Here is a 22,663-nt window from a genome sequence, read left to right as displayed (position 1 = left end):
CTTGCCCTAGGCTTTCCGTGCGGAGGCCGCCTTGGCGTCCCGTTTCCGCTTGGTGACTTCCGGATGGTGCCGGCTCAGGGCAATAACCCCCACGATAGCAAGGAGAGCAGCCGCAGCCATGGCGATTGCCATCACGGCGTGGACATCGGGACGAAGCTCACCAAGAATCGTGATCCCGATCGCGATCCCCACGATCGGGTCGATGACGGTCAGTCCGGCAATGACGAGGTCCGGCGGGCCACTGGAGTATGCGCTCTGGACAAACCAGGAGCCAAGGCCGCCCGCTGCGGCGATCGCGACCACCGAGTACGGGGAGACGTTCAACAGGAACATGCCGTTGGGGTCCACCAAATGCTTGCCGATGATCCGGGTCAGGACCGCCACGAAGCCGAACAGCACCCCCGCGCCCAGGATGTGGACGAAGGCGCTCATCCGGTGCTTGAACACCACGGCCAGGGTACCGAACAGGGCCACCGCCAGCGCCAGCAGCAGCACGATGGTCAGCTCGTCTTCGCCGCTGACGTGATGGTTTTCCTGGGTGACAAACACCGCGAGGAGTACAAAGAGCGCGGAACCGGTCACGCAGGCGGTGATGGCCACCACTGTGGCACGGTTGATGCTCAGCCCCTGGTCCTTGGCATTGACCACAGTGGTGATCACCAGCGCGATCGCGCCGATCGGCTGGACTACCGTCAAAGGTGCCGTCACCAGTGCAATCGCATTGAATGCCATACCGGCGCACAGCAGGAGGAATCCAAAGACCCAGCGCGGGTTGCGCAGCAAACGCAGGAAACCGTTGGAACTCAACGCGAGTCCGCCGGTGTCTGCCTTGACGGCACTGCCCTGGCGCTGCGCCCCGAAGGCCATGCAGAACGCACTGACTACGGCGAGGAGAACCGCCAACCAGACCATCAGCTGTGACCGCCGTCGTTCTTGGAGTCCTGCTCCCGCAGTTCCCGGCCCTTGCGGCGGATCGCCCAGAAGTAGTTCCACGCCGCGATCCAGTGGCCTGCCAGGCCCAGGCCCAGGCAGGTCCACGCCAGCGCGAAGCTGGCGCCGGAGAGCGGGAAGGACAGCTTGGACAACAGCAGCAACGGTGTGCCCAGCAGCAGGAATGCCGTGCGGATCTTGCCGATCCGGCTCACCGGGAGATCCGGGTGGCTACGGAAGTAGAACAGGGAGACCGAGCCGAGGATTGCGTCCGGGACCACCAACGCCGCGAGGTACCACCACTGGACGACGCCGGCGATCACCAAGGTGACGGCGACGGCGATAAGGGCCAGGCGGTCAGCGGCAGGGTCGAGGACGCGGCCGAGGCGGGAGGTCTGGTTGAAGCGCCGCGCGACATAGCCGTCGATCCAGTCGGTACTGCCCATGATGGCCAGCACCAGCACCGCGAAGCCGTATTCCCGGGCACCGAGGACAAGCCAGACGAACACCGGAACGCCCATGAAGCGGAGCACGGTCAGGAAGTTGGGAACGGTGAAGACCAGATCGTGATCGATCTGCGGCTGGCCCGGGCGGGCACCGGCGCCGATGAACTTCATCTGTCCCCTTGAATTCTGTTGCCTGGCATGTTGGTGCTTTTGCTTACTTCCTGAAGAGTTTCCTCATGCCTACCGCGAACACCGCTGCGGAGGCGACGAAGGCCAGGATTTCCTTCCAGCGCCCCGCGACGCGCCCCGGCAGGCCTTCCGGGAGCCGGTTGCCGAGGTCCCCGGCGAGTTTCCTGCCGTCGTCGATCTTCTCCTGGGCGAGGTCCTTGAAGAACTTGCCCTGGGTCTTGAAGTCCAGTTCGGAACCGAGCTGGTCGCGGACACCGGCCAGGTGTTCGCGGCGCTGTTGCAGGCGGCGCAGCAGTTCGTCCTTGCCCGGTGCGGGAGGTTCGTCCCGGTGGCGGGCCTCTTCCTTGGCCGCGGCTTCTTCCTTGGCCTTCCGGGCAGCCTCGTCCTTGGCGGCTTTGGCGGCTTTGTAGGCCTCCGACTCGGGGTCCAGGATGCTCGCGTCGAAGTCCGTGCCTTCCTTGAGCACACCAAGATCGTGCTTGAGCCCGCGGATGGTTTCGGCCGGGAACAGTGGCTGTGCCTTCTTGAATCCCGCGAAAGCCACGAGGCCCCCGATCAGGATGATCAGCAGGAACGCCGCGGAGACGACGAGGGCGGCGAGCCACCCCGGCATGACGGTCGCGAGCCCGAGGATTGCGGCAACCACAAGGGCAATGACCAGGAGGAACAGAAACACGAGGGCTACGCCTGCGGAGGCACCCGCCACGCCGAGATTGGCGCCCTTGGCCTTCAGTTCAAGCTTCGCGAGCTGGATTTCGTCGTTGAGCTGCCTGGGCACGAGCCGCCCGGCGAGCTTAAGGGTCCTCGGCAGTGCTCCAATTCCCGGGCCCATCCCGGGCTTGCCCCTGTGACGTCCGCTCATCAGTTCCCCGCCTTAACGCTCTCTACGTATCCGTCTCCGGCGCCAAACCGGAATCCGATACTCCGACACCTGCCCACAAAACTACCATTCAGGCTTCCCCCGGTTTTCCGGTCCGTTCCCGGCGCGCCCTTGAACCCCAGGAATCCCCCGGTGGCAGCTATCAGAGATATGACCTTTGGCACATAGGATTGGTGTTCGTGACGACTCCCCCTGCCCCCGGCGACGCCCTCAGCCGGCGCGAAAAGCTCCTGTACATCCTCCTCCTGGGCGCCCTCACCGCACTTGGTCCTTTCACTGTGGACCTGTACCTGCCCGCGTTCCCGGCGCTTGAGCAGCATTTCGGAGTATCTGCCGCCGCCATCCAACTGACCTTGGCGGGCACCACGGTGGGTTTCGCGATCGGCCAGCTCGTCGTCGGACCCTTCAGCGACAAGTTCGGCCGGCGCATGCCGCTGATCCTGGCAACCGCGCTGCACATCGCGTCCTCCCTCGGCGCCGCTTTGTCCACGGACATCAGCGCATTGTCGCTGTTCCGTGTGCTGATGGGCATCGGCGCGGCGGGCGGCGGCGTGGTGGCCATGGCGATGGTCCGGGACCTCTTCCACGGCTACGCCATGGTGCGCATGTTCTCCCGGATGTCGCTCGTGAACGGGCTGGCACCCATCCTGGCCCCGATCATCGGCTCCCAGCTTCTGCTGGTGATGCCGTGGCCCGGCATCTTCTACTTCCTCGCCGCGTACGGCTTGCTGGTGATCATCGCCGCGATCTTCCTGATCCGGGAAACCTATCCTCCCGAGCTTCGCGGTCGGAGCGGCACGACGGCGGCCCAGCGGTACCGTGCGGTCTTCGGCGACCGTATCTTCGTGGGAATGCTGCTGGTGGGCGGCTTCAATTTCGGCGGGCTGTTCGCGTACCTTTCCGCGTCCACCTTCCTGTTCCAGCAGGTCTACTCCTTCTCGCCGCAGGAATACGGCCTGCTGTTCGGCGTCAACTCCCTGGGCATCGTGGCCGGTGTCCAGATCAGTTCCCGCGTGATCAAGCACGTGGCCCCGCAGTGGATCATGGCCTGCGCAACCGCATGGCTGCTGCTCATGGCACTGCTGATCGTCCTCTTCGACATGCTCCACCTCGGGCTGTGGGGCGTGATCATCCCGCTGTGGTTCTACATCCTGGCCACCGGGTTCATGTTCCCCTGCGTCCAGGTGGTGGCCCTGGCCAACCACGGGGCCCAAGCGGGCACTGCGGCCTCGCTGCTGGGTGCATCGAACTTCATGATGGCCGGAATCATCCCGCCGGTGGTGGGCGTGCTCGGCGTCGCGTCGGCCACCCCGATGGGCGCCGTCCAGGCCGTGTGCGTGTGCGGCTCGGTCCTCGCGCTGTGGCTGGTGGTCCGCCCGCGCACGGTGCCGTCGATCCACTAGCCCCGATCCACTAACACTGGATCCACTAACGCCTAGGCTGGAACCATGGCGCGCAACCCTTCCCGCAAACCGTCCGGCAACCGCCCGCACCGCAACGGCCGGGGCCTCTTCGTCGGTGCGGTGATTGGCGCCGTCGCCGGCTTCTTCCTGGGGCGCAACATGGGCAACCCGCTGTTCGGCGCCCTGCTGGGAGCCGTGATCGTCGCCGCACTGATGTACCGGATCAACCCGGGACCCTGGAAGCGGGACTGAGCGGGGCGAAAGACGTTCCTGCCCCTGGCTGGCCCTGTTATGCTCCGGGGCCCGGCGATAAAGTTGAACTGTGCCCCGTTGGCAGGAAACACACCCGGTTCCGGCGCCCTGGCAGCGGCAGGACAGCGGAATCCTGCCCCTGTGGTGGGACCGCTTGTGTTCAGTGACGAGTCCGCAGTCCGCGGCCTTGTACGCGGCCGGGCTCTTCACCGAAGACAGGCGCCGGCCGATCGCCCAGTGGTTCAATCCGGACACCGGGGCGGCGCTGCTGGTGGCTCCCGAGACGTCCCCCGAGTGGCCCGTGCAGCGCTTCGGAATCTTCTACGCACCCCCGGGCAGCGGCTTCACCCGGGTGCATTCCTCGCCGCACGAATGGCACCCGCGCGAACCACGTACTCCCCCGACGGAAGACGAAGCGTTCCGCGCCGCCGTCGACGAAGCCGCCAGGTTCCTGCAGGTGGAAATGGACTTCGTGTAGGGCGCAAAACAGAAGGGCCCGGACCGCGTTTCCGCGGTACGGGCCCTGTGCGCTCCTCCGACTGGACTTGAACCAGTAACCCTTCGATTAACAGTCGAATGCTCTGCCAATTGAGCTACGGAGGAATGAAGCGGTTATGACTTTAGCAAAGGTCGGGCCACTTCGCGAAATCGGTGCCCGGTATTTGCCCGGCACCGGACAAATACCCTCCCGGGGTATGAAAATGCCCCCGTTCCGGGATTCCGGAACGGGGGCATCGGGAGCTCCTCCGACTGGACTTGAACCAGTAACCCTTCGATTAACAGTCGAATGCTCTGCCAATTGAGCTACGGAGGAATGAAGCGGTTATGACTTTAGCAAAGCCCCGCCGGGAAACGAAATCGAGCCGCGGATGCCGTCGGTGAAAGGCTTCACTACTCTGCCCGGAGCGCCCGTCGCTGCATTTCGAGTTCCATGAGCTCGCGGTTGAGCTGCTGGAATTCCTCCGGGCTGGCGGCGGGGTCCAGCCGTTGCAGGCGGCCCATCTTGTCCGCCTTGACGCGGGTGATCTGCAGTTCGAAGAGGCGGGCCAGGATGTCCCGGCAATAGCGCTGCATGGCCTCGGGGGTGCTGGCCGGCAGCGGCACCACGGCGAGTTCGGACACCAGGCCGCGCAGCGGCTCGGGCATTTCCTGGCGGACGGCTTCCACCCAGGCAACCGGGTCAGCGGCACGGGCCAGCCCCGCGGCCCGGATGGCGTCGTGCACGGCTGCATACGCGGGTGTGGCGAAGCGGGACATCTCGAAGCGGTCCCAGGCGGCTCCGGCCAGCATGGAGGGGTCCTGGAGGACCACTTCGAGTGCCTGCCGTTCCATTGCCGCCACGGGGTCGCGCGGATCCGGGCGGTGGAACCCTGTGCCGGCGCCCGACGGCGGCATGGCGGCTCCCGCGGGGCCGCCCGGCCTCTGGGGGGCTCCCGTTCCCTGTGCACCGCCGGTGCCGCCCTGTGTGGCGTGCGCGGCGGCCCGCTTCTGGGCGCCACCGACGGCGCGGCTGACTTCCTCGATGGGCATGCCCAGCCACCCGGCCAGTTCGCGGACATATGCCGGACGCAGGCCGGAATCACGGATCTGGGCCACAACAGGAGCGGCCTCCCGCAGGGCGGCGACGCGGCCCTCCACGGTGTCGAGGTCGTGCCGCTTCAGGGAAGCCCGGATGGCGAACTCGAACAGCGGCCGGCGGCTGCCGATCAGTTCCCGCACGGCCGCATCGCCGCGGAGCTGGCGCAGGTCACAGGGGTCGGCGCCGGTCGGTTCCACTGCCACATAGGTCTGGGCGACGAAGCGCTGGTCCTCCTCGAAAGCGCGCAACGCCGCCTTCTGGCCTGCGGCGTCGCCGTCGAAGGTGAAGATGACCTCTCCCCCGCTGCCGTCGTCGGAGAGCAGGCGCCGGGCGATCTTGATGTGGTCGGCGCCGAAGGCGGTGCCGCAGGTGGCCACCGCCGTGCCCACGCCGGACAGATGGCAGGCCATCACGTCCGTATAGCCCTCGACGACCACCAGCTGGCGGTCCTTGGCAATGTTCCGCTTGGCGAGGTCGATGCCGTAGAGCACCTGGGACTTCTTGTAGAGCGTGGTCTCCGGGGTGTTCAGGTACTTCGGGCCCTGGTCGTCCTCGTAGAGCTTGCGGGCGCCGAAGCCGATGGTGTCCCCCGCGATGTCCCTGATGGGCCAGATGAGCCTGCCGCGGAAACGGTCGTAGATGCCCCGGTTGCCTTCAGAAAACATCCCAGTGAGCCTGAGCTCGGCGTCCGTGAAGCCGCGGCCGCGCAGGTGCTTGAGCAGCGAATCCCAGCCCTGCGGGGCATAGCCGACGCCGAACTGTTCCGCTGCTGCGCGGTCGAAGCCGCGGCCGTGGAGGAAGTTCCGGCCCTCGGCGGCGCCCGGGGTCAGGAGCTGCGAGCGGAAGAATTCATCGGCGATCTTGTGGGCGTCCAGCAGGCGCTGCCGCTTGCCGGTTTCCTCGCGGCTGGGCCCGGAACCGCCGTCCTCGTAGCGCAGTTCGTAGCCGATGCGTGCCGCGAGCTTTTCCACGGCCTCGTGGAAGGAACTGTGGTCCATTTTCTGCACGAAGGAGATGGCGTCCCCGTCCTCGCCGCAGCCGAAGCAGTGGTAGCGGCCCACCTGGGGGCGGACGGTGAAGGAGGGCGAGCGTTCGTCGTGGAAGGGGCAGAGGCCCTTGTACGTTCCGAGGCCGGCACCCTTCAGGGTGACGTAGCCGTCGACGACTTCCTTGATGTCCGTGCGCTGGCGTACCTCGTCGATATCCTCACGTTTGATCAGGCCAGCCACTGGATAAGTCTATGCAAACTCTCCGGTCCGGCTTACCACAGCGACGGCAGGCTACCCACCAGGCGCTCGTACATCGCCAGCGCGGAGGCATCCGTGAGCGAGGCGACCTGGTCGACGACGACGCGGAGCCGGGCGGCGTCGTCGACGGCGTCCCGCCAGTCCGCGGCGAACATCGGCTCCAGGTGCCGGTCGCCGGTGGCGTTGAGCACGCCCACCAGGGCGTGCAGGACTTCGCGCTGCCGCTCGTAGACAGGCTGGCGGTGGTCCGTGGAAATCACGAAGGTGGTAGCCAGGCCCTTCATCACTGCGATCTCGGTGACGGTTTCCTCCGGGACCATCAGCTCGGCGCTGAAGCGGGTGAGCCGGTCCGGGCCGAAATGGAGCCGGGTGGTTTCCAGGGCGCTCTGGCAGAAACGTCCGATCAGCTGGCTGGTCATGTTCTTCAGCGCCGCCATCGATTTGCGGCTGCCATCGGCTTCACGCACCCAGACGCTGGTGGCTTCGAGGCGGGCCAGGGCGGCGTCGATCTCCGCGGGGTCGTTGTGGGGCAGGTACCACTGGCGGGTGTAGCCCACCACACGGGCACGGTGGTCCGGGTTGTCCAGCCATTTCAGCTGGAAATGGCCGGCGACGATCGCGTCCTCGACGTCGTGCACCGAGTACGAGATGTCATCGGCCAGGTCCATGACCTGCGCTTCGATGCAGGAACGGTTGCCCGGGGCGCCTTCACGCAGCCAAGCGAAAATGGGCAGATCGTCCTCGTAGGCGCCGAACTTGCTGGTGCGGTGCCCGTGGATCACCGGGGCGTCCGCGGCGGACCAGGGGTATTTCGACGCGGCGTCCAGGCTGGCGCGTGTCAGGTTCAGGCCCGCCGGTTCGCCGCCGGGGGTGAGCACCTTCGGCTCGAGGCGGGTCAGCAGCCGCAGGGTCTGTGCATTGCCCTCGAAGCCGCCGATCGCATGGGCAAGCTCGTTGAGTGCAGACTCGCCGTTGTGGCCGAACGGCGGGTGGCCGAGGTCATGGCTCAGGCAGGCGGTGTCCACGACGTCGGGATCGCAGCCCAGGGCACGGCCGAGTTCGCGCCCCACTTGGGCGACCTCGAGGCTGTGGGTGAGCCGGGTCCGCACGAAGTCGTCAGTGTCCGGGGCGACCACCTGGGTCTTGGCCCCGAGCCGGCGCAGGGCCGAGGAATGCAGCACCCGGGCACGGTCCCGCTCGAAGTCCGAACGGTAGTTGCTCTTGGGCGGTTCCGCTACCCAGCGGGCGGAGTCGGCTTCGCTGTAGCCCGGAATGGCCGGGGCTGAAACGCTCCGGCTGGCTGCGGACAATGCTTCGGTTCCCATGTGGCCTAGTCTTCCACGTCGGGGCCCGGGTGAATGACGGCTATCCGCCGGAAACGTCCAGTTCCGCCGCGGAAATATCGCGGCTCTGCTCCTCGTTCAGGGCACGGCTCAGCAGCCAGTCCTTGGGCAGGGCCGGCTTCTTGGGCGATCCCGCGCGGCCGCGCGGGCCTTCGGAATCCACGCCCGGGTACGGCAGCTCAAGGTCCAGTTCGGCCAGCAGGCCGCGCAGCACCTCGAGGGTGGGCACAGTGGCCAGCTTGGCCCGCAACTCCCCGCCCACCACGTAGCCCTTGAAGTACCAAGCCATGTGCTTGCGGATTTCGCGCAGGGCCTTGTACTCGTCGCCACCGAAGGTTTCGACCATCAGCTCGGCGTGCCGGTAAACCCCCTCGGCCACCTGGCGCAGCCCGGGGCGGTGGCGGTGTTCGCTGCCTTCGAAGGCCGATTGCAGGTCGCCGAAGAGCCAGGGCCGGCCCTGGCAGCCGCGGCCCACCACGACGCCGTCGATGCCGGTTTCCCGGACCATGCGGACGGCGTCCTCGGCGGACCAGATATCGCCGTTGCCCAGCACCGGGATGTCCGGCAGGGTCTCGCGCAGCCGGGCGATCGAGGACCAGTCGGCCTGGCCGGAGTAGAACTGCGCCGCGGTGCGGCCGTGGAGCGCGACGGCGGCAACACCGGAATCGCGGGCGATCCGGCCGGCCTCGAGGTAGGTCAGGTGATCCTCGTCGATGCCCTTGCGCATTTTGATGGTCAGCGGGATGTTCCCCTTGGACGCTTCCTTGACTGCGGTCTGCACGATCGCGGTGAAGAGGTCGATCTTCCAGGGCAGGGCCGATCCGCCACCGCGGCGGGTGACCTTCGGGACCGGGCAGCCGAAGTTGAGGTCGATGTGGTCCGCACGGTCTTCCTCGACCAGCATGCGCACGGCGGCCCCGACTGTCACGGGGTCCACACCGTAGAGCTGGACGGAGCGGACCTTTTCGTCGTCGTCGTGCGAGATGATGCGCAGGGATTCAGGCGTCCGCTCAACGAGCGCACGGGAGGTGACCATCTCCGCCACGTAGAGACCGCCACCGTATTCGCGGCAGAGCCGGCGGAACGCGGAGTTGGTGATGCCGGCCATGGGGGCCAGGATCACGGGGGTGTCCACGGTGATGTTGCCCAGCTGCAGGGGCGGCAGCTCGAGCTTCGGCGAAGGAGGGGTTGCTACGACAGTCACCCATCCATTGTGTCAAAGCCGGGCAAATCGGGAACGTCCCCGGGTTGAGTGCTCAGTTGTTGCGGGTAGTTCCGGGAAATATCCGCAACAAGTGAGCACTCAACGGGAATCTGCCGCCCGGCGCTCGGCTTCCCGGCGGGCGCGGCGGGTCTCAACGACGGCGGCCAGCTCCCCGGTGTCGAGCGAGGCGAAGTCCTCCGCCGCCGTTGGGGAGCTTTCCAGTTCACGGAACCGGCCGGCGTCGTCGAATTCCGCGGAGAGCCCACCCAAGGAAGCGCCTGCCGGTACCGGCGCGTGGCGCGGACCGGTCGCCTTGACCACCAGCACGGCGATCAGCGTCGTGACCGGGATGGCGAGGACCAGTCCGATGGAACCGACCAGGGTCCGGACCACTTCCTCGGACAGTTCCGCGCTGGTGAGGGTGTCCAGCAACGGCCGGTCGTAGAGCATCACGATGATCAGGATCGGCAGGGCGGCGCCGGCGTAGGCGAACGCGATCGTGTACACCGTGGAGGCGATGTGGTCCCGTCCGATCCGCATGGCGGAGCTGAAGAGCTTGCGGGCCGTGGTTTCCGGGGCCAGCTCATAGAGCTCCCACACCGCCGATGACTGGGTGATGGTGACATCGTTGAGCACGCCGAGGCCGGAAATGATGAGGCCGCACAGGATGATCCCGGAGATCGAGATCCGGTCAGACATGTTCACCAGCGTGGCGGCGTCGTGGTTGCCCACGCCGGCAAGGTTCGCCGCGCTCGTGGCCCAGGCCGCGAGCAGTGCCATGATGCCCAGCCCGAAGATGGTGCCCAGGAGGGCCGTGGAGGTGCGGGCCGAGAAGCCGTGGGCGAAATACAGCACGCCGATCATGATGGCCGTGGAACCCACCAGCGCCACCAGCAGCGGCGGCTTGCCGTCCACCAGGCCCGGAAGCATGAAGCTGACCAGCACCACATAGGCGCCCACCAGGCCGAGCAGGGCGCGGAAGCCCCGCCAGCGCGCGACGGCGATGACCACCACGGCGTACAGCACGGCCAGCAACGCGATGGGCAGGGTCCGGACGAAGTCCACGAAAACGTAGGCGGGCGAACCGGTCCCGGCGGCCTGCACCTTGGAGAGGTTCAGGTAACGGATCTCGTCGCCGGCCTTGACGCCGTGGCTCTTGGCGACGTCGGGGTTGATGACCACTTTGACCGGGCTGCCGCCGGCGTCGGGCTGGGTCATGGCGAAGGTGCATTGCGAGCCGTCCTGGGCGCCGCCCTGCTGGCCGGCGCCCTGCGGGGTGTTCCCGCCGGTGCTCGCTTGGGTGCAGCTTTCCTGGAGGACAGACTGGATCGTGCCGGTGTCGAAGGTGACCCCCGGCGCGGCCTGGTACGGGCTTGCCAACGTGAGGCCCTCTTTGCTCCCGGAAGGCCACATAAGCAGCATGCCAACCACGGTGAGCACGCCCAACGGCACCAGGACGGCCGCCAGGAACCAGTTGGCCCGTTTGCGGGCGGCAAGCGCCTCAACCGTGGCGTCGACGGGGCTATGCGAGTGTCCGTGTCCCATTAAAAGTGAAACCTCATGGGCTAAGCCTACGGGCGGCCGCCGCCGCCCACGGCCACCCCATGGACCCTCCGGCCACGCGTGGCAGGGGCTTTCAGGCCGGCTTGATGTTCTGGTTGACGTGGAAGAGATTCCCCGGATCGTACTTTCCCTTGATCGCCGCGAGCCTGGGGTAGTTGACGCCGTAGTTCTCGGCCACCCGGCTCTGGTCTTCGGCATCCATGAAGTTGATGTAGCCGCTGGCGGCTGAATGCGGCCGCAGCGCCTCGGCGTAGCCGCGGACCCAGGCGATATTGGCTTCATTGTCCGCCGGATCCGGCCATTGCGCCGCAATCACCGGGGCGAACTTCATGCCGCGGTTCGCGAAGGCCGTGTCCTCGGGCCCAACCCGGGCGGCGGCGCCGTCGATCGGATAGACATGGACGGAGGTGTTGACGCTGGTGACGGTCGCGCCGAATTCCTCATGTGCGCCGATCGCGCCGTCGTTGAGTTCGTTGAGGAAGTTGGCTTTCCAGTACCCTTGCAGGCCCTTGGGGTTAAGCCCGTCGAAGGCCACGTTCAGCGCCGGATACGGCATCGGGGTGATAAGGGACCCCGCAACCGGCGCGGCGTCCAGGAACGGCTGCCAACGTGACTCGCCCTCGGCCAGGTCCCCGGTCCACATGCCGACGACGACGCACACGGGCTTGAAGTGCCATTCTTCCGGCAGGAACGGCACGGGCGGCCCCTGGTGGAAGCCGAGGAAGGCACCGAATTCCTCCGGCGCGGCGGCGATGTAGTCCCGGTAGAACCGGGCCACAGTCCCGGCGTGTTCGGCGCCGTAGATGACGATGCCGACGTGGACCATGTCAACCGGGTGCAGCTTGTATTCGAGGGACGTCACCACACCGAAGTTGCCGCCTCCGCCGCGGAGGGCCCAGAAGAGGTCCTCATTCCGGTCCTCGCTCGCCGTCAGGAACTCTCCGTCGGCGGTCACGACGTCCGCGGAGAGCAGGTTGTCGCAGGACAGGCCGTATTTGCGGGCCAGATAACCGATTCCGCCGCCGAGGGTGAGGCCAGCGATCCCCGTGGAACCCACGATGCCGCCCGTCGTTGCCAGTCCGAACGCATGTGTTGCGTGGTTGAAGTCCGCCCAGGTTGTCCCCGCCTCGGCGCGGGCAGTGCGGGCCTCGGGATCCACGCGCACGCCGGTGCGGTTCACGAAGTCAAGGACCAGTGCGTCGTCCCAGGTGCCGAAACCCGGTGCGCTGTGTCCGCCACCGCGGATCGCGAGAGGCATGGAGTTGTCACGGGCAAAGTTCACGCCCGCAATGACGTCGGATACTTGGGCGACCCGGATGATTCCGGCCGGGCGCTTGTCGATCATGCCGTTGTAGACCGCGCGGGCTGCGTCGTAGTCCGGATCCGAGGGTGTAATGAGTTGCCCGCGAAGCTGTTCCCGCAGTCCTTCGAGCACTGTTCCGTTCATAGGTCCCGCCGCCGATTCTCTTCATGAGACCGGGTTCGTTCCCCTGCAGCCAACCCCGTGAGACCCAACGGCGCGGGGGCTTACGGGGTCAGGGATACACCCCCGTTTCGGTCGCGTCAAGATGTTAGCCGGGGTCGGCTGCGGGGGCCGCGCCTAATCGCTGACGACCTGCGTGTCCGCGCCCTCCACGTGCGCCTTTCCCTGCGCCAGCAGCGGGTCCACGACCTCCCGCAGGGCGGCCATGGCGTCGTCCACTTCGAGCAGCACGGGGTGCTGGTAGGCGATCAGGGCCAGCAGCTCCCCCACCGCCAGCGCAGCCTCTTCCTTGGACAGGGCCGGTTCGTGGCCGAGGAAGACCTCCGAGGCGTCGTCGGCGTTGCCCGAGGCGTAGCTGACGGCGAAGGCACGGATCCGACCATTTCGGCTGGCTGGCACCCCGCCCCCGAAGGCACTGGCCTTCGGCGCGCGCAGCACCACGGCTCCGTGGGCACCGCTCAGATCGTCCAGGAACATCCGCTGCACCGTGGGAATCCCCAGTTCGCCCGGGTTGTCCCAGTGGTGCACGGCCGTGTAATAGCGGCCGACGACGTCGCTCAGTTCGACCGAACCGGTGGCAAGGTCTTCGACCTGTTCGGAGGCGGCTTCTTCCGAGCCGTCGCCGAACACCGGGAGCTTCAGCGCCTCGGGATGGACCACCACCAGCTGAGAACGCTGGATCGGGGCAAGCCCTGCCCATTCGGCAAAGGCGGCACCTGCGGTGCCGGGCTCCACTTTGCTGCGGAGTTTTGACACGCCCGACGGCGCCAGCTCGGCCTCGCGGCGCAGCATGGTCAGCAGGGTGGCGCCGATGCCGTTGCGGCGGTGGTCCTTGGCGACCTCGATATACGCCCACAGCCGCTCCGGGTGGAGTGAAGCTTCGTGGACGACGGCGGCCGCCACCGGGATGGCGACGCCGTCCACGACGTCCTCGGCCACGATGCACCGGCGCCAGGGAGTGTTGCTGGACGGTGCCAAGGCGGCACGGAACTGCTGGGCAGGAAGGGTTTCAGGGCCCCCCCAGATTTCCAGGAGCGCCAGGTCGTCGCCCTCGCGCCATTCCCTGTATTCGACTGCCATGCTCAGGCTCCGATCAGCCGTGCTGCCAGGTAGCCTTCCACCTTGTCCAAGGACACGCGTTCCTGGCTCATGGTGTCGCGTTCGCGGATGGTCACGGCCTGGTCGTCGAGGGTGTCGAAGTCCACGGTGATGCAGAACGGGGTGCCGATCTCGTCCTGGCGGCGGTAGCGGCGGCCGATGGCGCCGGCGTCGTCGAAGTCGATGTTCCAGTTCTTGCGCAGCTGGGTGCCCAGCTGCTTCGCCTTGGGTGAGAGGTCCTCGTTGCGGCTCAGCGGGAGCACGGCGGCCTTGACCGGCGCCAGGCGCGGGTCCAGCTTCAGCACGGTGCGCACGTCCACGCCGCCCTTGGCGTTGGGGGCCTCGTCCTCGGTGTACGCATCGATCAGGAAGGCCATAAAGGAGCGGGTAAGGCCGGCCGCGGGTTCGATCACGTACGGGGTGTAGCGCTCGTTGGTGGCCTGGTTGAAGTAGCTTAGGTCCTGGCCGGAAGCCTTGGAGTGCGTGGAAAGGTCGAAGTCGGTGCGGTTGGCGATGCCTTCGAGCTCGCCCCATTCGGAGCCCTGGAAGCCGAAGCGGTATTCGATGTCCGTGGTGCCCTTGGAGTAGTGGCTGAGCTTCTCCTGCGGGTGTTCGAAGAAGCGCAGGTTGTCCTCGCGGATGCCCAGGCCCGTGTACCAGGCCATGCGCTCCTTCATCCAGTACTGGTACCACTCTTCGTCCGTGCCGGGCTCGACGAAGAATTCCATCTCCATCTGCTCGAATTCACGGGTGCGGAAGATGAAGTTGCCCGGGGTGATCTCGTTCCGGAACGACTTGCCGATCTGGCCGATGCCGAACGGCGGCTTCTTCCGGGAGGTGGTGAGCACGTTGCTGAAGTTCACGAAAATGCCCTGCGCGGTTTCCGGGCGCAGGTAGTGCAGGCCTTCTTCGCTGGCGACGGGGCCCAGGAAGGTCTTGAGCAGGCCGGAGAATTCCTGCGGCTCAGTCCACTGGCCGCGGGTGCCGCAGTTGGCGCAGGCGATGTCGGCCAGGCCGTTTTCGGCGGGGCGGCCCTTCTTCTCCTCGTACTCTTCCTCGAGGTGGTCTGCCCGGTAGCGCTTGTGGCAGGAGAGGCATTCGACCAGCGGGTCGGAGAAGACCTCCACGTGGCCGGACGCTTCCCACACCTGGCGGGGCAGGATGACGGAGGAGTCCAGGCCAACCACGTCTTCGCGGCCGCGCACCATCGACTGCCACCACTGGCGCTTGATGTTTTCCTTCAGTTCCGCGCCGAGGGGGCCGTAGTCCCAGGCAGAGCGCGAACCGCCGTAGATCTCACCGGCCTGGAACACGAACCCGCGACGCTTGGCGAGGGAGATGATCTGGTCGAGGACGGATTTTGCTGCCATGGGTACTCCAATGATCTACAGGGCCGCTGGGTGCGGTCCGCGCTGGTGCGCAGCTGAAGACTGCGCGAAAGGGAAAGCCGGGCAGGAATGCTGCCTGTCCTAGCCTACCGGCCTTTGGACCCCGCCCGGCCTCCACGGCCGGCCTGACTGCCCTTGGCGGGCCGGCGGGAAGAGAGCGCGCCCTTCGGCCAAGGCAAGGTGGCGACGATGATGGCGAACAACGTGAGCAACGTGCCAAGGAGCGTGGGCAAGGCAACCACGGTCCCAGGAGCCGGCAGGACCAGGTCAAGCGCGAGCGATCCGAGCAGCTGGCCCGCAATCATTCCCAGCCCCGTCACCAGGACACCGAGGTTGCGCACCAACAAAGCAGCCACGCCGATAAAGACGCAGCCTATCGGCCCGCCCACGTAGTACCACCATCCGGCGGGCAGGGCGTCGCCGGGACCAAGCAGCGACACTTTGATGAGCCACGCGATCCAGAGGAGGACCGTCCCGGCAAGGAAATTCACCAGGGTGGCGGCGACGGGACTGCCGTAGTGCACGGTTGCCGTACCATTCATCGCTTGCTGGAAACTCATGAGGCAACCCGCCACGACCGGCAACAGGATCGGGAGCAGTAAAGAGCCGGCGTCGGCGGCGGCGCCGAAGCGCGGCGAGACAGCCCAGGCGACCGCAGCAATCGTCAGGATGCTTCCCAAGATCCTGACCCCGGTGATTGAACGTTTCCCGCCGGGTGCAATCCCCAGCCGGTCCACGAGTAGTCCGCTCAGGGTCTGGCCCGTGATCACGGCTACCGTGAACAGCGCGACGCCAAGCAGGCCAATGGTGAACGTTTGGGCAATCACGTAGAGGGCGCCGATCCCGCCGGCCACCACATAGAACCGCGGAAAGCTGCGCTCCTTGACGGCAGGCACTATCCGGAGCAAACCAGCGCGGCCCTTTGGCAGAGCAAGGCCGATCACGGCGATCAGTACCAGCCCGGTAGTGAAGCTTACGACGGCGGCCGCAACGCCGTCGTCGAGCCTGGCCCCCAGCGCAGTGTTGATCCGGCCCTGGACCGGAAGCAGGATACCGTTGGCCACCGCAAGCAGCAGGCCGGCCGGCAACGGCATGGAAGCCCGGAGCACGGGGCGGGACGACTGCGGCATTTTCACCACCTTACTTCAGGCATCATTGCTTGTATGAGCAACCCGGAAATCGACGAAGTACCCATCCGCGACGACATGATCCGCCTTGGCCAGTTGCTGAAGCTCGCCAACCTGGTGGAGGACGGCGTGGAAGCCGCGGAGCTCATCAAGAACGGCCTGGTGAAGGTCAACGGGGACATCGAGGAACGCCGCGGCCGCCAGCTGCACGCCGGAGACACGGTCACTGTGAACGGCCTGACCGTGCGGATCGCTACCCAGGGCTGATAACCGCCAAGCTGAGCCCACGGGGCTAGTTGTTCAGGACCTTGTGGGTGAGGAACTCGCCCACGTGCCCGATCTCCTGCTGGTTGATGCCGTGCCACATGCCGGTGTAGAGCACCTTGGTGAGGTCCGTGTGCTTGCGCCCCCAGTCCATGGTGAATTCGATCTTGTCCGGCGTGATCACCGGGTCCTGCTGGTCGCGGCCCCAGAACATCGGGACCGTGCCGTCCAGTTCGGCATCCCGGAAGGCGGCGTCAGCACCGGCGTCGACGGCGAATCCTGAAAGCCCGACGACGGCGGCAAAGTCCGCGGGACGCTGCCGGAGCATCGAGGTGGCCATCGCCATCCCCATGGAGAAGCCGAGGAGGGTCACCGAGGGGTGGTCCCCCTTGACGCTGTCGAGCCAGCTGAGGGCGTAGTCGGCGGCGAGCTTGACGGCGTCGAGCGAGTAATCGATGGAGGCCGTCAGCGGGAACCAGGTGAACCCCGGACCCATGGGGATCGGGGCGCGCAGGGAGGCAACGACGAATTCCTGCGGAAGCATGTCGGCCAGGCTGAACAGGTCCCCTTCATGGGAACCGTAGCCGTGCAGCAGCACCAGCAGCGGCTTGCCTGCCCGCTCCCCTTCCTCGTGGGACCACAGGACAACAGGGGCAGGGAAGGCAGCTGCTTGACTCATGGGACTATTCTTACAGTTACCCCTGAGTAACAAGCTGCAGGTGCGCAGCCAAGAGGATTGCGCAGCCATGCATCAAGAGGCAGGACAAGAACGTGAGCGCCACTGATCCCATGGCCCTTCCCGCCGTGGACGAGCAGAACCACCCCTGGAGCCGCTATGTGGCCCTGGGCGACTCCTTCACCGAGGGCATCGGCGACCCCGAACCCGGCAGTATTCCCGGAAAACCTGCCGGCCACCGCGGCTGGGCGGACAGGGTGGCCGAGGAACTGAGCCGCGGGCACCAGGACTTTGCCTACGCGAACCTGGCGATCCGCGGCCGGCTGCTGCAGCAGATCCTCGACGAACAGCTCGTGCCGTGCCTGGCCCTCAAGCCCGACCTCATTTCGATCAGCGCCGGCGGCAACGACCTCATCCGGCCCGGCGGGGATCCGGACGCGCTGGCCGAGAAGCTGGACGACGCCGTCGGGCGGTTGGCCGCGGACGGCGCCACGGTGGTGCTCTTCAATGGGCCTGACACCGGGTCCACCGTCCTTGGCCGCATCCGCGGCAAAGTGGCCATCTACAACGAGAACCTCCGCACGGTGGCGGCCCGCCACGACGCCGTGGTGGCGGACATGTGGTCCCTGCGCGAGCTGGCCGACCCGCGGATGTGGGACGAGGACCGCCTGCATTTCTCGCCGCTTGGCCACCACACGATCGCCGCCATGGTGCTCGATGCGCTGAACGTGCCGCACAATCTGGAGCCGTACACCCCGAAGCCGCTGCCGCTGCGCAGCTGGCGTGAGGCACGCAGCGGAGACCTGGTCTGGGCGCGCGAATACCTGGTGCCGTGGGTCATCCGGCGGATCCGCCACCAGTCCTCCGGCGACGGCATCTCCCCCAAACGCCCGACGCCGGGTCCCGTCTTCGGCCCCGCGGACGGGGTACTGCCGCGGACCTGACGCGGAACTGACGATCCCGTGGACGTGGACGGCAGCGCGGACTGGCTCGTCGCCAGCAGGCTCAGGCGCCAGCAGCTGCGGCCTCCCGGGGCGGGCAGCATCGGGGAGGCCCTGAAGAACCTGCTCGCCGTCCAGTCCCAGGAGTTCGCCTACGCCCGGTGGTCGCTTGCCCAGCGCTGCGGGAGCGGCGCGGCCGACGGCGGGCTCGCCGCCGGCGTGGAAGAGGCCGTTGCGGACGGCACAGTCCTCCGGACGCATGTCCTGCGGCCCACCTGGCACTTTGTGCACCGGGACGACCTGGACTGGCTCATGGAATTGTCCGCGCCGCGCCTCCACCAGGGGAACAAGCGCATGTACCGCCAGACCGGCGTGGACGCCAAGGCCGCAGCCCGGAGCGCCGACATCCTGGCCGGCGCGGTTGCCGGCGGCGCCCACAAGACCCGCGAGGAGCTGGCAACCGTGCTCGGGGATGCCGGATTCCCTTCCAAGGGACTTGGCTTCATCTACCTGCTGATGCATGCGGAGATCAACAGGGTCCTGGTCAGCGGCACGCCGGTGCGGTCCGCCGGTGGAGCCCTGAAACAGACATACGCCTCATTTCCGGAACGGGCCCGGCAGGATCCGTCAGCGGCGAACGGCTTCTCCGGGACGGCCGGGCGGCGCGAGGCCTCCCTTGGTCAGCTCGCGCTGCGGTATTTCAGGAGCCGGGGACCCGCAACGGTCAAGGACTGCGCCGCGTGGTCCGGCCTGACGATGGGCGAGGTGCGGGAGGGCCTGCGGCTGGCCGCGGACATCTCCCCGGGTTCGCTTGCCTCGTTCAACCGGGACGGAATGGACTTCCATCTTGCTGCCGAGGAGCTCGACGCCGCAGCCTCCGCCGCGTCCGCCACGCCGCCCGTAACCTCCCGCACCGCAGCGCCGAAGATCGACCTGATCCAGTGCTACGACGAGTACGTGATGGGCTATTCGCAGACCCGGAACCACCTTGGCGGGACTGCCCCCTATTTCGGATCGGCGGGATCACCCGTACACGTCGTCCTGCTGGACGGACGCATGGCCGGGTGGTGGCGGCACGATCTTTCAGGGGCTGAATGCCTGCTCGATGTCAGGATGGACCGGGCCCTGGACGCGGCCGGGCACGCCGCGCTCGAGGCCGAGGCCGTGCGGTACGGGGCCTTCCTGGGGATGCCTGTGCAGCTCATCTGACGGGCCTGCCCGGAGGAAACCCCGGGGCTAAGCTTGAGACGGAATGAGGTGGCCCCATGAACAATCTGTTCTTTTGGATTATCGTCTGCTCGTGGCTGATCCCGATGGGGATCCGGATGTACAGGCGATCCCAGCAACGGCGGATCCGCAACAGCGGCCACCCGGACGGACGTTTCCAACAGGGCGGCTACCCGGGCAGGCTCCCGGACTACATTTCGGGCCAGTACCCGCCGGCCCAAAATCCACCTGTCCAGTACCCGCCGTCGCACGTTCCGCCGTCGAACCCGTACTCACCGGAGCAGCACCGGGCACCCGCCGGACCGCCTCCCGTCCCTGGCCCGGCGCCGTCGGAGCCGCAAGGCTACCGGGCACGCAAGTTGGCGGAATTGGACCAGAAGTTCAGTGACGGCAAGATCGCCATGGAGGAGTACATGAAGCTCCGCCAGGAGATCATGAGCGGCTGACTAGGCGAAGAAGGCCGTGCCCAGCTGCGGGCCGAGCTGGCCGATCTCGGTGAGGAACCCGTCGTGGCCGATCGGGGCTTCGATGGTGTGGACCTCCACGCCGCCGGGCAGCGCTTCGGCGAGTTCGCGCGACTGCTCCGGGAAATAGAGGCGGTCCGAATCCACTGCGGCGACGAAGAAGTTCGCCTCGACAAGGGCCAGCGCTTCCTTGAGGCTGCCGCGGCCGCGCGAAACATCATGGCTCATCAGGGCCTCGGTGAGGGCGACGTAGCTGTTGGCGTCGAAACGCTGCACGAGCTTGTGGCCCTGGTGGTCGAGGTAGCTTTCCACCTGGTAGCGGCCGCGCTCCCCCAGCGCCGGGGCCTGGAGCGGCGTCTCATCGTCCTGGGCGTTACGGCCGAAGCGGAAGTCCAGCTCCGCGGCCGAGCGGTAGGTGATGTGGGCGATCCGCCGGGCGAGGGCGAGGCCCGCCTCGGGAGCCGCGCCGTCGTAGTAGTCGCCGCCGTTGAAGGCGGGGTCCTGGCGGATCGCCAGCGTCTGTGCCTGGGCGAACGCGATCTGTTCGGCCGTACTGTAGGCGCCGACTGCGATGACGGCGCAGTTCTTCACGCGGGCCGGGTAGCTGACCGCCCATTCGAGTGCGCGGGCGCCGCCCATGGAGCCGCCGATTACCGCGTGCCAGCTGTCAATTCCGAGGGCGTCGGCAAGGCGGGCCTCCGCGGTGGTGGAATCCCGCAAGGTCACCAGCGGGAAGCGGGAACCCCAGGGCTTGCCGTCAGGCGCGTTCGACGACGGCCCGGTGCTGCCGTAACAGCCGCCGACGATGTTCACCGAGACTACGAACCAGCGGTCGGTGTCGATGGTGGCACCGGGGCCGACGAGCTGTTCCCACCAGCCTTCTTCGTCGCTTCCACCGCGGGCCACATGGGTGCTACCGGTGAGGGCATGCTCGATGAGGACCGCGTTCGAGGCATCGGCGTTGAGCGTCCCCCAGCTTTCGTAGGCGAGGACCACGTCCGGCAGGTAGCCTCCCGCTTCGAGTTCCAGTGCGCCGATGGAAACGTACTTGACCGTGCCATCCTGGTTGTGGCCGTTGTCGTTGCGCTTGCTGGTGGCCGACGGTGCGGCAATCGTCATGGAGAACCCCTGAACCTCGTGCTTGCCTGCCGACAGCTGTCCGGCAGGCCAGGTCTTCACCCGGGGCACCCCGCCACGGACGGAGGGTTGCCGGCCAGCAAACCGGGGTTTAGCGCTGGCACTCGTGACCTTTGCTTCGAGTGTAGGAAAAACCGCTCCGCCAACGCGAACAATGTGACAGCTATGTGACAGTCGGGACCGGGTCGGGTGAACGTCCTACCTTACTTAGGCTTGGCTAAGCTGAGAGGCCCATCACAAAGTGCCAAGATGAGTGACATGCGCATGGATCACGTCTCTTACGCTTGTGAACAGGATGGCCTGATGGCCACCACAGAGCGGATTTCCGCAGCTTTGGGAGTGGATGCGGTCCGCGGCGGAGTGCACCCGCGCTTCGGTACGCGGAACATGATCATTCCGCTCGCAGACCACAAATACCTGGAAGTTGTGGAAGTCCTGGACCACCCGGCGTCGGATAAAGCACCGTTCGGACAGGCCGTCCGGGCACGCTCCGCCACCGGCGGTGGATGGATGGGATGGTGCGTCGCCGTCGACGACCTGTCCCCCTTTGAAGAACGACTGGGCCGCTCCGCGGTTCCCGGCAACCGCAAGTTCCCTGACGGCCGGGAACTTGTGTGGCAGCAGATCGGCATCCTCGGCCTGATCGCGGATCCGCAGGTCCCGTACCTGCTCCGCTGGGAAGGCGATCCTGCACTGCACCCGTCCCTCGTCTACGCGAGCGACGTCAAGATGTCCAGCCTCACCATCGCCGGGTCGGCTGCCCGTGTGACCGAGTGGCTGGGCGAACCGGTGGAGAAGCCGCTTGAGGACGTTGCCGTCCAGTGGGTTGCTCCGCACGGTGTTCCGGGCATCATGTCCGTCACCTTTGAAACAGCCAACGGGGCCGTCACCATCTGACCCCTCCGGGGTGCCGCCACCGGCGGTGCCCCGGCCCAAATCTTCGGCCGCCTTCGGCGGGTGCCAATGACGTCACCCAGCGACGGCGGCCGAAACCTTTTAAGGCTTTCCGCGGCCTCTGCGGTTCAGCCCACCCCGACCGTCAGCCCAGCCCAACCGCCTTGCCGAAGAGGCTGAAGCCGACAAAGGCAGCAATGTCCAGCAGGGCGTGGGCCACCACCAGCGGCATGACCCGCTTGGTGCGGCTGTAGACCCAACCGAAGACCAGGCCCATGACCGCGTTCCCGATGAACGGACCGAAGCCCTGGTAGAGGTGGTAGCTGCCCCGCAGGAGCGCACTCAAGACGATGCCCAGCGGCATGCTCCAGCCGAATTTGCCGAAGCGGTCCAGCAGGTAGCCCACCACGATCACCTCCTCGACGACGGCATGCCGCACCGCGGAGAGGATCAGCACCGGCACCGTCCACCAGTGGGAGTCGAGCCCGCTGGGGATGATCGCCGTCGTGATTCCCATGGCCCGGCCCGCGGCGTAAAGGCCCAGGGAGGGAATCCCGATGAGCGCCGCCAGGCCCAGGCCCTGCAGAAGGTCGCGGCCGGGGCGGGACAGGGTGAAGCCGAGGCGCTGGAACGCCGATTCCTGCTCCGACGGTGCCCGCTGCTGGGAGAGGAAATAGAACACCAGCACCACCGGAACCAGGGCGAAGGCGATGTCCAGCAGCTGGTAGGTCAGGTCGAAGTACTCCCGGCTGTTCCGCGAGGCGTTCAGTGTGGATGTTCCCTGCGCCAGCGGGGCCCGGCTCATCTTGTCCAGCAGCTGCACCACCGAGTACACCGCCGACTGGCCCAGGGACAGGCCCAGGACGATGAGCACTTCGGCGCGCAGCCGGCGGGTGGAGGCAACAAGCATGGTCCTATCTTGCCCTCA

General features: G+C 66.9%; 22 protein-coding genes, 2 tRNA genes and 1 riboswitch. Of the genes, 8 read left to right on the top strand and 16 right to left on the bottom strand.

Translation table 11 applies throughout. The features are described 5' to 3' along the window. Positions 1–6: 6 nt before the first annotated feature. From ACNQPB_RS14925 to ACNQPB_RS14915, 3 genes are read right to left on the bottom strand one after another with little or no spacing between them, the layout of a single operon-like run. The gene (locus tag ACNQPB_RS14925; RefSeq protein WP_498752971.1) at positions 7–912 is read right to left on the bottom strand and encodes a DMT family transporter; all 906 of its coding nucleotides are present in this window, start codon (positions 910–912) and stop codon (positions 7–9) included. Continuing rightward, on the bottom strand, positions 912–1,547 hold the full coding sequence (locus tag ACNQPB_RS14920) for a CDP-alcohol phosphatidyltransferase family protein (protein WP_498752969.1): 636 nt from the start codon (positions 1,545–1,547) through the stop codon (positions 912–914). Before ACNQPB_RS14920 ends, ACNQPB_RS14925 begins: the two co-directional genes overlap by 1 nt. A 43-nt stretch (positions 1,548–1,590) precedes the next feature. Beyond that, positions 1,591–2,427 (bottom strand): phage holin family protein, encoded by an 837-nt coding sequence (locus ACNQPB_RS14915; RefSeq protein WP_498752967.1) that lies wholly within the window; start codon positions 2,425–2,427, stop codon positions 1,591–1,593. Positions 2,428–2,618: 191 nt separating this feature from the next. On the opposite strand from ACNQPB_RS14915, the gene ACNQPB_RS14910 reads away from it, so the two are divergent. The 3 genes from ACNQPB_RS14910 (at position 2,619) to ACNQPB_RS14900 (ending at position 4,578) form a co-directional block, all read left to right on the top strand. After that, complete coding sequence (locus ACNQPB_RS14910; protein ID WP_498752965.1) at positions 2,619–3,848, top strand: multidrug effflux MFS transporter; 1,230 nt, start codon at positions 2,619–2,621, stop codon at positions 3,846–3,848. A gap of 45 nt (positions 3,849–3,893) precedes the next feature. Further along, complete coding sequence (locus tag ACNQPB_RS14905; RefSeq protein WP_498752963.1) at positions 3,894–4,100, top strand: hypothetical protein; 207 nt, start codon at positions 3,894–3,896, stop codon at positions 4,098–4,100. A gap of 70 nt (positions 4,101–4,170) precedes the next feature. Next, positions 4,171–4,578: a hypothetical protein gene (locus tag ACNQPB_RS14900; RefSeq protein WP_498752962.1), complete on the top strand. Its 408-nt coding sequence runs from the start codon at positions 4,171–4,173 to the stop codon at positions 4,576–4,578. A 52-nt stretch (positions 4,579–4,630) separates the two neighbouring features. Here ACNQPB_RS14900 and ACNQPB_RS14895 read toward each other — a convergent pair. The 10 genes from ACNQPB_RS14895 to ACNQPB_RS14850 all read right to left on the bottom strand — a co-directional run bounded on the left by ACNQPB_RS14895 (position 4,631) and on the right by ACNQPB_RS14850 (position 16,135). Beyond that, positions 4,631–4,703, bottom strand: a tRNA-Asn gene (locus ACNQPB_RS14895). A gap of 138 nt (positions 4,704–4,841) precedes the next feature. Continuing rightward, positions 4,842–4,914 (bottom strand) — tRNA-Asn (locus ACNQPB_RS14890). Positions 4,915–4,991: 77 nt separating this feature from the next. Beyond that, positions 4,992–6,908, bottom strand: coding sequence for a DNA primase (gene dnaG, locus ACNQPB_RS14885; RefSeq protein WP_498752960.1), 1,917 nt, complete (start codon positions 6,906–6,908; stop codon positions 4,992–4,994). A 32-nt stretch (positions 6,909–6,940) separates the two neighbouring features. Then, positions 6,941–8,251: a deoxyguanosinetriphosphate triphosphohydrolase gene (locus tag ACNQPB_RS14880; protein ID WP_498752958.1), complete on the bottom strand. Its 1,311-nt coding sequence runs from the start codon at positions 8,249–8,251 to the stop codon at positions 6,941–6,943. Between the two features lie 40 nt (positions 8,252–8,291). Next, on the bottom strand, positions 8,292–9,473 hold the full coding sequence (dusB, locus tag ACNQPB_RS14875) for a tRNA dihydrouridine synthase DusB (RefSeq protein WP_498752957.1): 1,182 nt from the start codon (positions 9,471–9,473) through the stop codon (positions 8,292–8,294). A 99-nt stretch (positions 9,474–9,572) separates the two neighbouring features. Next, on the bottom strand, positions 9,573–11,018 hold the full coding sequence (locus ACNQPB_RS14870; protein WP_498752956.1) for a YibE/F family protein: 1,446 nt from the start codon (positions 11,016–11,018) through the stop codon (positions 9,573–9,575). A 91-nt stretch (positions 11,019–11,109) separates the two neighbouring features. Then, on the bottom strand, positions 11,110–12,483 hold the full coding sequence (locus ACNQPB_RS14865; protein ID WP_498752954.1) for an FAD-binding oxidoreductase: 1,374 nt from the start codon (positions 12,481–12,483) through the stop codon (positions 11,110–11,112). A gap of 153 nt (positions 12,484–12,636) precedes the next feature. Then, entirely contained in the window at positions 12,637–13,599 is a 963-nt protein-coding gene (locus tag ACNQPB_RS14860; RefSeq protein ID WP_498752952.1) for a GNAT family N-acetyltransferase, read from the bottom strand. Positions 13,600–13,601: 2 nt separating this feature from the next. Continuing rightward, positions 13,602–14,987 carry a glycine--tRNA ligase gene (locus tag ACNQPB_RS14855; protein ID WP_498752950.1) on the bottom strand — a complete coding sequence of 462 codons (1,386 nt, stop codon included), beginning with the start codon at positions 14,985–14,987 and terminating at the stop codon, positions 13,602–13,604. 104 nt (positions 14,988–15,091) lie between these two features. Next, positions 15,092–16,135: a DMT family transporter gene (locus ACNQPB_RS14850; RefSeq protein WP_498752948.1), complete on the bottom strand. Its 1,044-nt coding sequence runs from the start codon at positions 16,133–16,135 to the stop codon at positions 15,092–15,094. A gap of 33 nt (positions 16,136–16,168) precedes the next feature. Here ACNQPB_RS14850 and ACNQPB_RS14845 point away from each other — a divergent pair, with 33 nt between their 5' ends. Beyond that, positions 16,169–16,399 carry an RNA-binding S4 domain-containing protein gene (locus ACNQPB_RS14845; RefSeq protein ID WP_498752946.1) on the top strand — a complete coding sequence of 77 codons (231 nt, stop codon included), beginning with the start codon at positions 16,169–16,171 and terminating at the stop codon, positions 16,397–16,399. Between the two features lie 25 nt (positions 16,400–16,424). On the opposite strand, the gene ACNQPB_RS14840 is transcribed toward ACNQPB_RS14845, so the two are convergent. Further along, positions 16,425–17,075 (bottom strand): alpha/beta hydrolase, encoded by a 651-nt coding sequence (locus ACNQPB_RS14840; protein ID WP_498752945.1) that lies wholly within the window; start codon positions 17,073–17,075, stop codon positions 16,425–16,427. 110 nt (positions 17,076–17,185) lie between these two features. Between ACNQPB_RS14840 and ACNQPB_RS14835 the strand changes: the two genes are divergently transcribed. From ACNQPB_RS14835 to ACNQPB_RS14825, 3 genes are read left to right on the top strand one after another with little or no spacing between them, the layout of a single operon-like run. Further along, entirely contained in the window at positions 17,186–18,016 is an 831-nt protein-coding gene (locus ACNQPB_RS14835; RefSeq protein WP_498753089.1) for an SGNH/GDSL hydrolase family protein, read from the top strand. A gap of 18 nt (positions 18,017–18,034) precedes the next feature. Beyond that, positions 18,035–19,222, top strand: a complete 1,188-nt coding sequence (locus ACNQPB_RS14830; RefSeq protein WP_498752943.1) for a winged helix DNA-binding domain-containing protein — start codon at positions 18,035–18,037, stop codon at positions 19,220–19,222. Between the two features lie 56 nt (positions 19,223–19,278). Continuing rightward, positions 19,279–19,686: a hypothetical protein gene (locus ACNQPB_RS14825; protein ID WP_498752941.1), complete on the top strand. Its 408-nt coding sequence runs from the start codon at positions 19,279–19,281 to the stop codon at positions 19,684–19,686. Here ACNQPB_RS14825 and metX read toward each other — a convergent pair whose 3' ends face one another. Continuing rightward, complete coding sequence (gene metX, locus ACNQPB_RS14820; RefSeq protein ID WP_498752939.1) at positions 19,687–20,823, bottom strand: homoserine O-acetyltransferase MetX; 1,137 nt, start codon at positions 20,821–20,823, stop codon at positions 19,687–19,689. 13 nt (positions 20,824–20,836) lie between these two features. Beyond that, positions 20,837–20,953, bottom strand: a riboswitch (SAM riboswitch). A gap of 146 nt (positions 20,954–21,099) precedes the next feature. Between metX and ACNQPB_RS14815 the strand changes: the two genes are divergently transcribed. Then, positions 21,100–21,738 (top strand): VOC family protein, encoded by a 639-nt coding sequence (locus ACNQPB_RS14815; RefSeq protein WP_498753087.1) that lies wholly within the window; start codon positions 21,100–21,102, stop codon positions 21,736–21,738. Between the two features lie 142 nt (positions 21,739–21,880). Here ACNQPB_RS14815 and ACNQPB_RS14810 read toward each other — a convergent pair whose 3' ends face one another. Further along, entirely contained in the window at positions 21,881–22,645 is a 765-nt protein-coding gene (locus tag ACNQPB_RS14810) for a CPBP family intramembrane glutamic endopeptidase (RefSeq protein ID WP_498752937.1), read from the bottom strand. Positions 22,646–22,663 lie beyond the last annotated feature (18 nt).

Origin of the sequence: Curtobacterium sp. LFS079, from assembly GCF_047977865.1 — a bacterium.
Classification (GTDB): Bacteria; Actinomycetota; Actinomycetes; order Actinomycetales; family Micrococcaceae; genus Arthrobacter.
This window is presented reverse-complemented; position numbering and strand designations above follow the sequence as displayed.

What these genes read in the sequence shown, in the direction of transcription:
- ACNQPB_RS14925 (WP_498752971.1), bottom strand. Translation starts at nt 912, where the DNA reads ATGGTCTGGTTGGCGGTTCTCCTCGCCGTAGTCAGTGCGTTCTGCATG.
- ACNQPB_RS14920 (WP_498752969.1), bottom strand. Translation starts at nt 1,547, where the DNA reads ATGAAGTTCATCGGCGCCGGTGCCCGCCCGGGCCAGCCGCAGATCGAT.
- ACNQPB_RS14915 (WP_498752967.1), bottom strand. Translation starts at nt 2,427, where the DNA reads ATGAGCGGACGTCACAGGGGCAAGCCCGGGATGGGCCCGGGAATTGGA.
- ACNQPB_RS14905 (WP_498752963.1), top strand. Translation starts at nt 3,894, where the DNA reads ATGGCGCGCAACCCTTCCCGCAAACCGTCCGGCAACCGCCCGCACCGC.
- ACNQPB_RS14880 (WP_498752958.1), bottom strand. Translation starts at nt 8,251, where the DNA reads ATGGGAACCGAAGCATTGTCCGCAGCCAGCCGGAGCGTTTCAGCCCCG.
- ACNQPB_RS14870 (WP_498752956.1), bottom strand. Translation starts at nt 11,018, where the DNA reads ATGGGACACGGACACTCGCATAGCCCCGTCGACGCCACGGTTGAGGCG.
- ACNQPB_RS14865 (WP_498752954.1), bottom strand. Translation starts at nt 12,483, where the DNA reads ATGAACGGAACAGTGCTCGAAGGACTGCGGGAACAGCTTCGCGGGCAA.
- ACNQPB_RS14860 (WP_498752952.1), bottom strand. Translation starts at nt 13,599, where the DNA reads ATGGCAGTCGAATACAGGGAATGGCGCGAGGGCGACGACCTGGCGCTC.
- ACNQPB_RS14855 (WP_498752950.1), bottom strand. Translation starts at nt 14,987, where the DNA reads ATGGCAGCAAAATCCGTCCTCGACCAGATCATCTCCCTCGCCAAGCGT.
- ACNQPB_RS14850 (WP_498752948.1), bottom strand. Translation starts at nt 16,135, where the DNA reads ATGCCGCAGTCGTCCCGCCCCGTGCTCCGGGCTTCCATGCCGTTGCCG.
- ACNQPB_RS14845 (WP_498752946.1), top strand. Translation starts at nt 16,169, where the DNA reads ATGAGCAACCCGGAAATCGACGAAGTACCCATCCGCGACGACATGATC.
- ACNQPB_RS14840 (WP_498752945.1), bottom strand. Translation starts at nt 17,075, where the DNA reads ATGAGTCAAGCAGCTGCCTTCCCTGCCCCTGTTGTCCTGTGGTCCCAC.
- ACNQPB_RS14835 (WP_498753089.1), top strand. Translation starts at nt 17,186, where the DNA reads ATGGCCCTTCCCGCCGTGGACGAGCAGAACCACCCCTGGAGCCGCTAT.
- ACNQPB_RS14825 (WP_498752941.1), top strand. Translation starts at nt 19,279, where the DNA reads ATGAACAATCTGTTCTTTTGGATTATCGTCTGCTCGTGGCTGATCCCG.
- metX (WP_498752939.1), bottom strand. Translation starts at nt 20,823, where the DNA reads ATGACGATTGCCGCACCGTCGGCCACCAGCAAGCGCAACGACAACGGC.
- ACNQPB_RS14815 (WP_498753087.1), top strand. Translation starts at nt 21,100, where the DNA reads ATGCGCATGGATCACGTCTCTTACGCTTGTGAACAGGATGGCCTGATG.
- ACNQPB_RS14810 (WP_498752937.1), bottom strand. Translation starts at nt 22,645, where the DNA reads ATGCTTGTTGCCTCCACCCGCCGGCTGCGCGCCGAAGTGCTCATCGTC.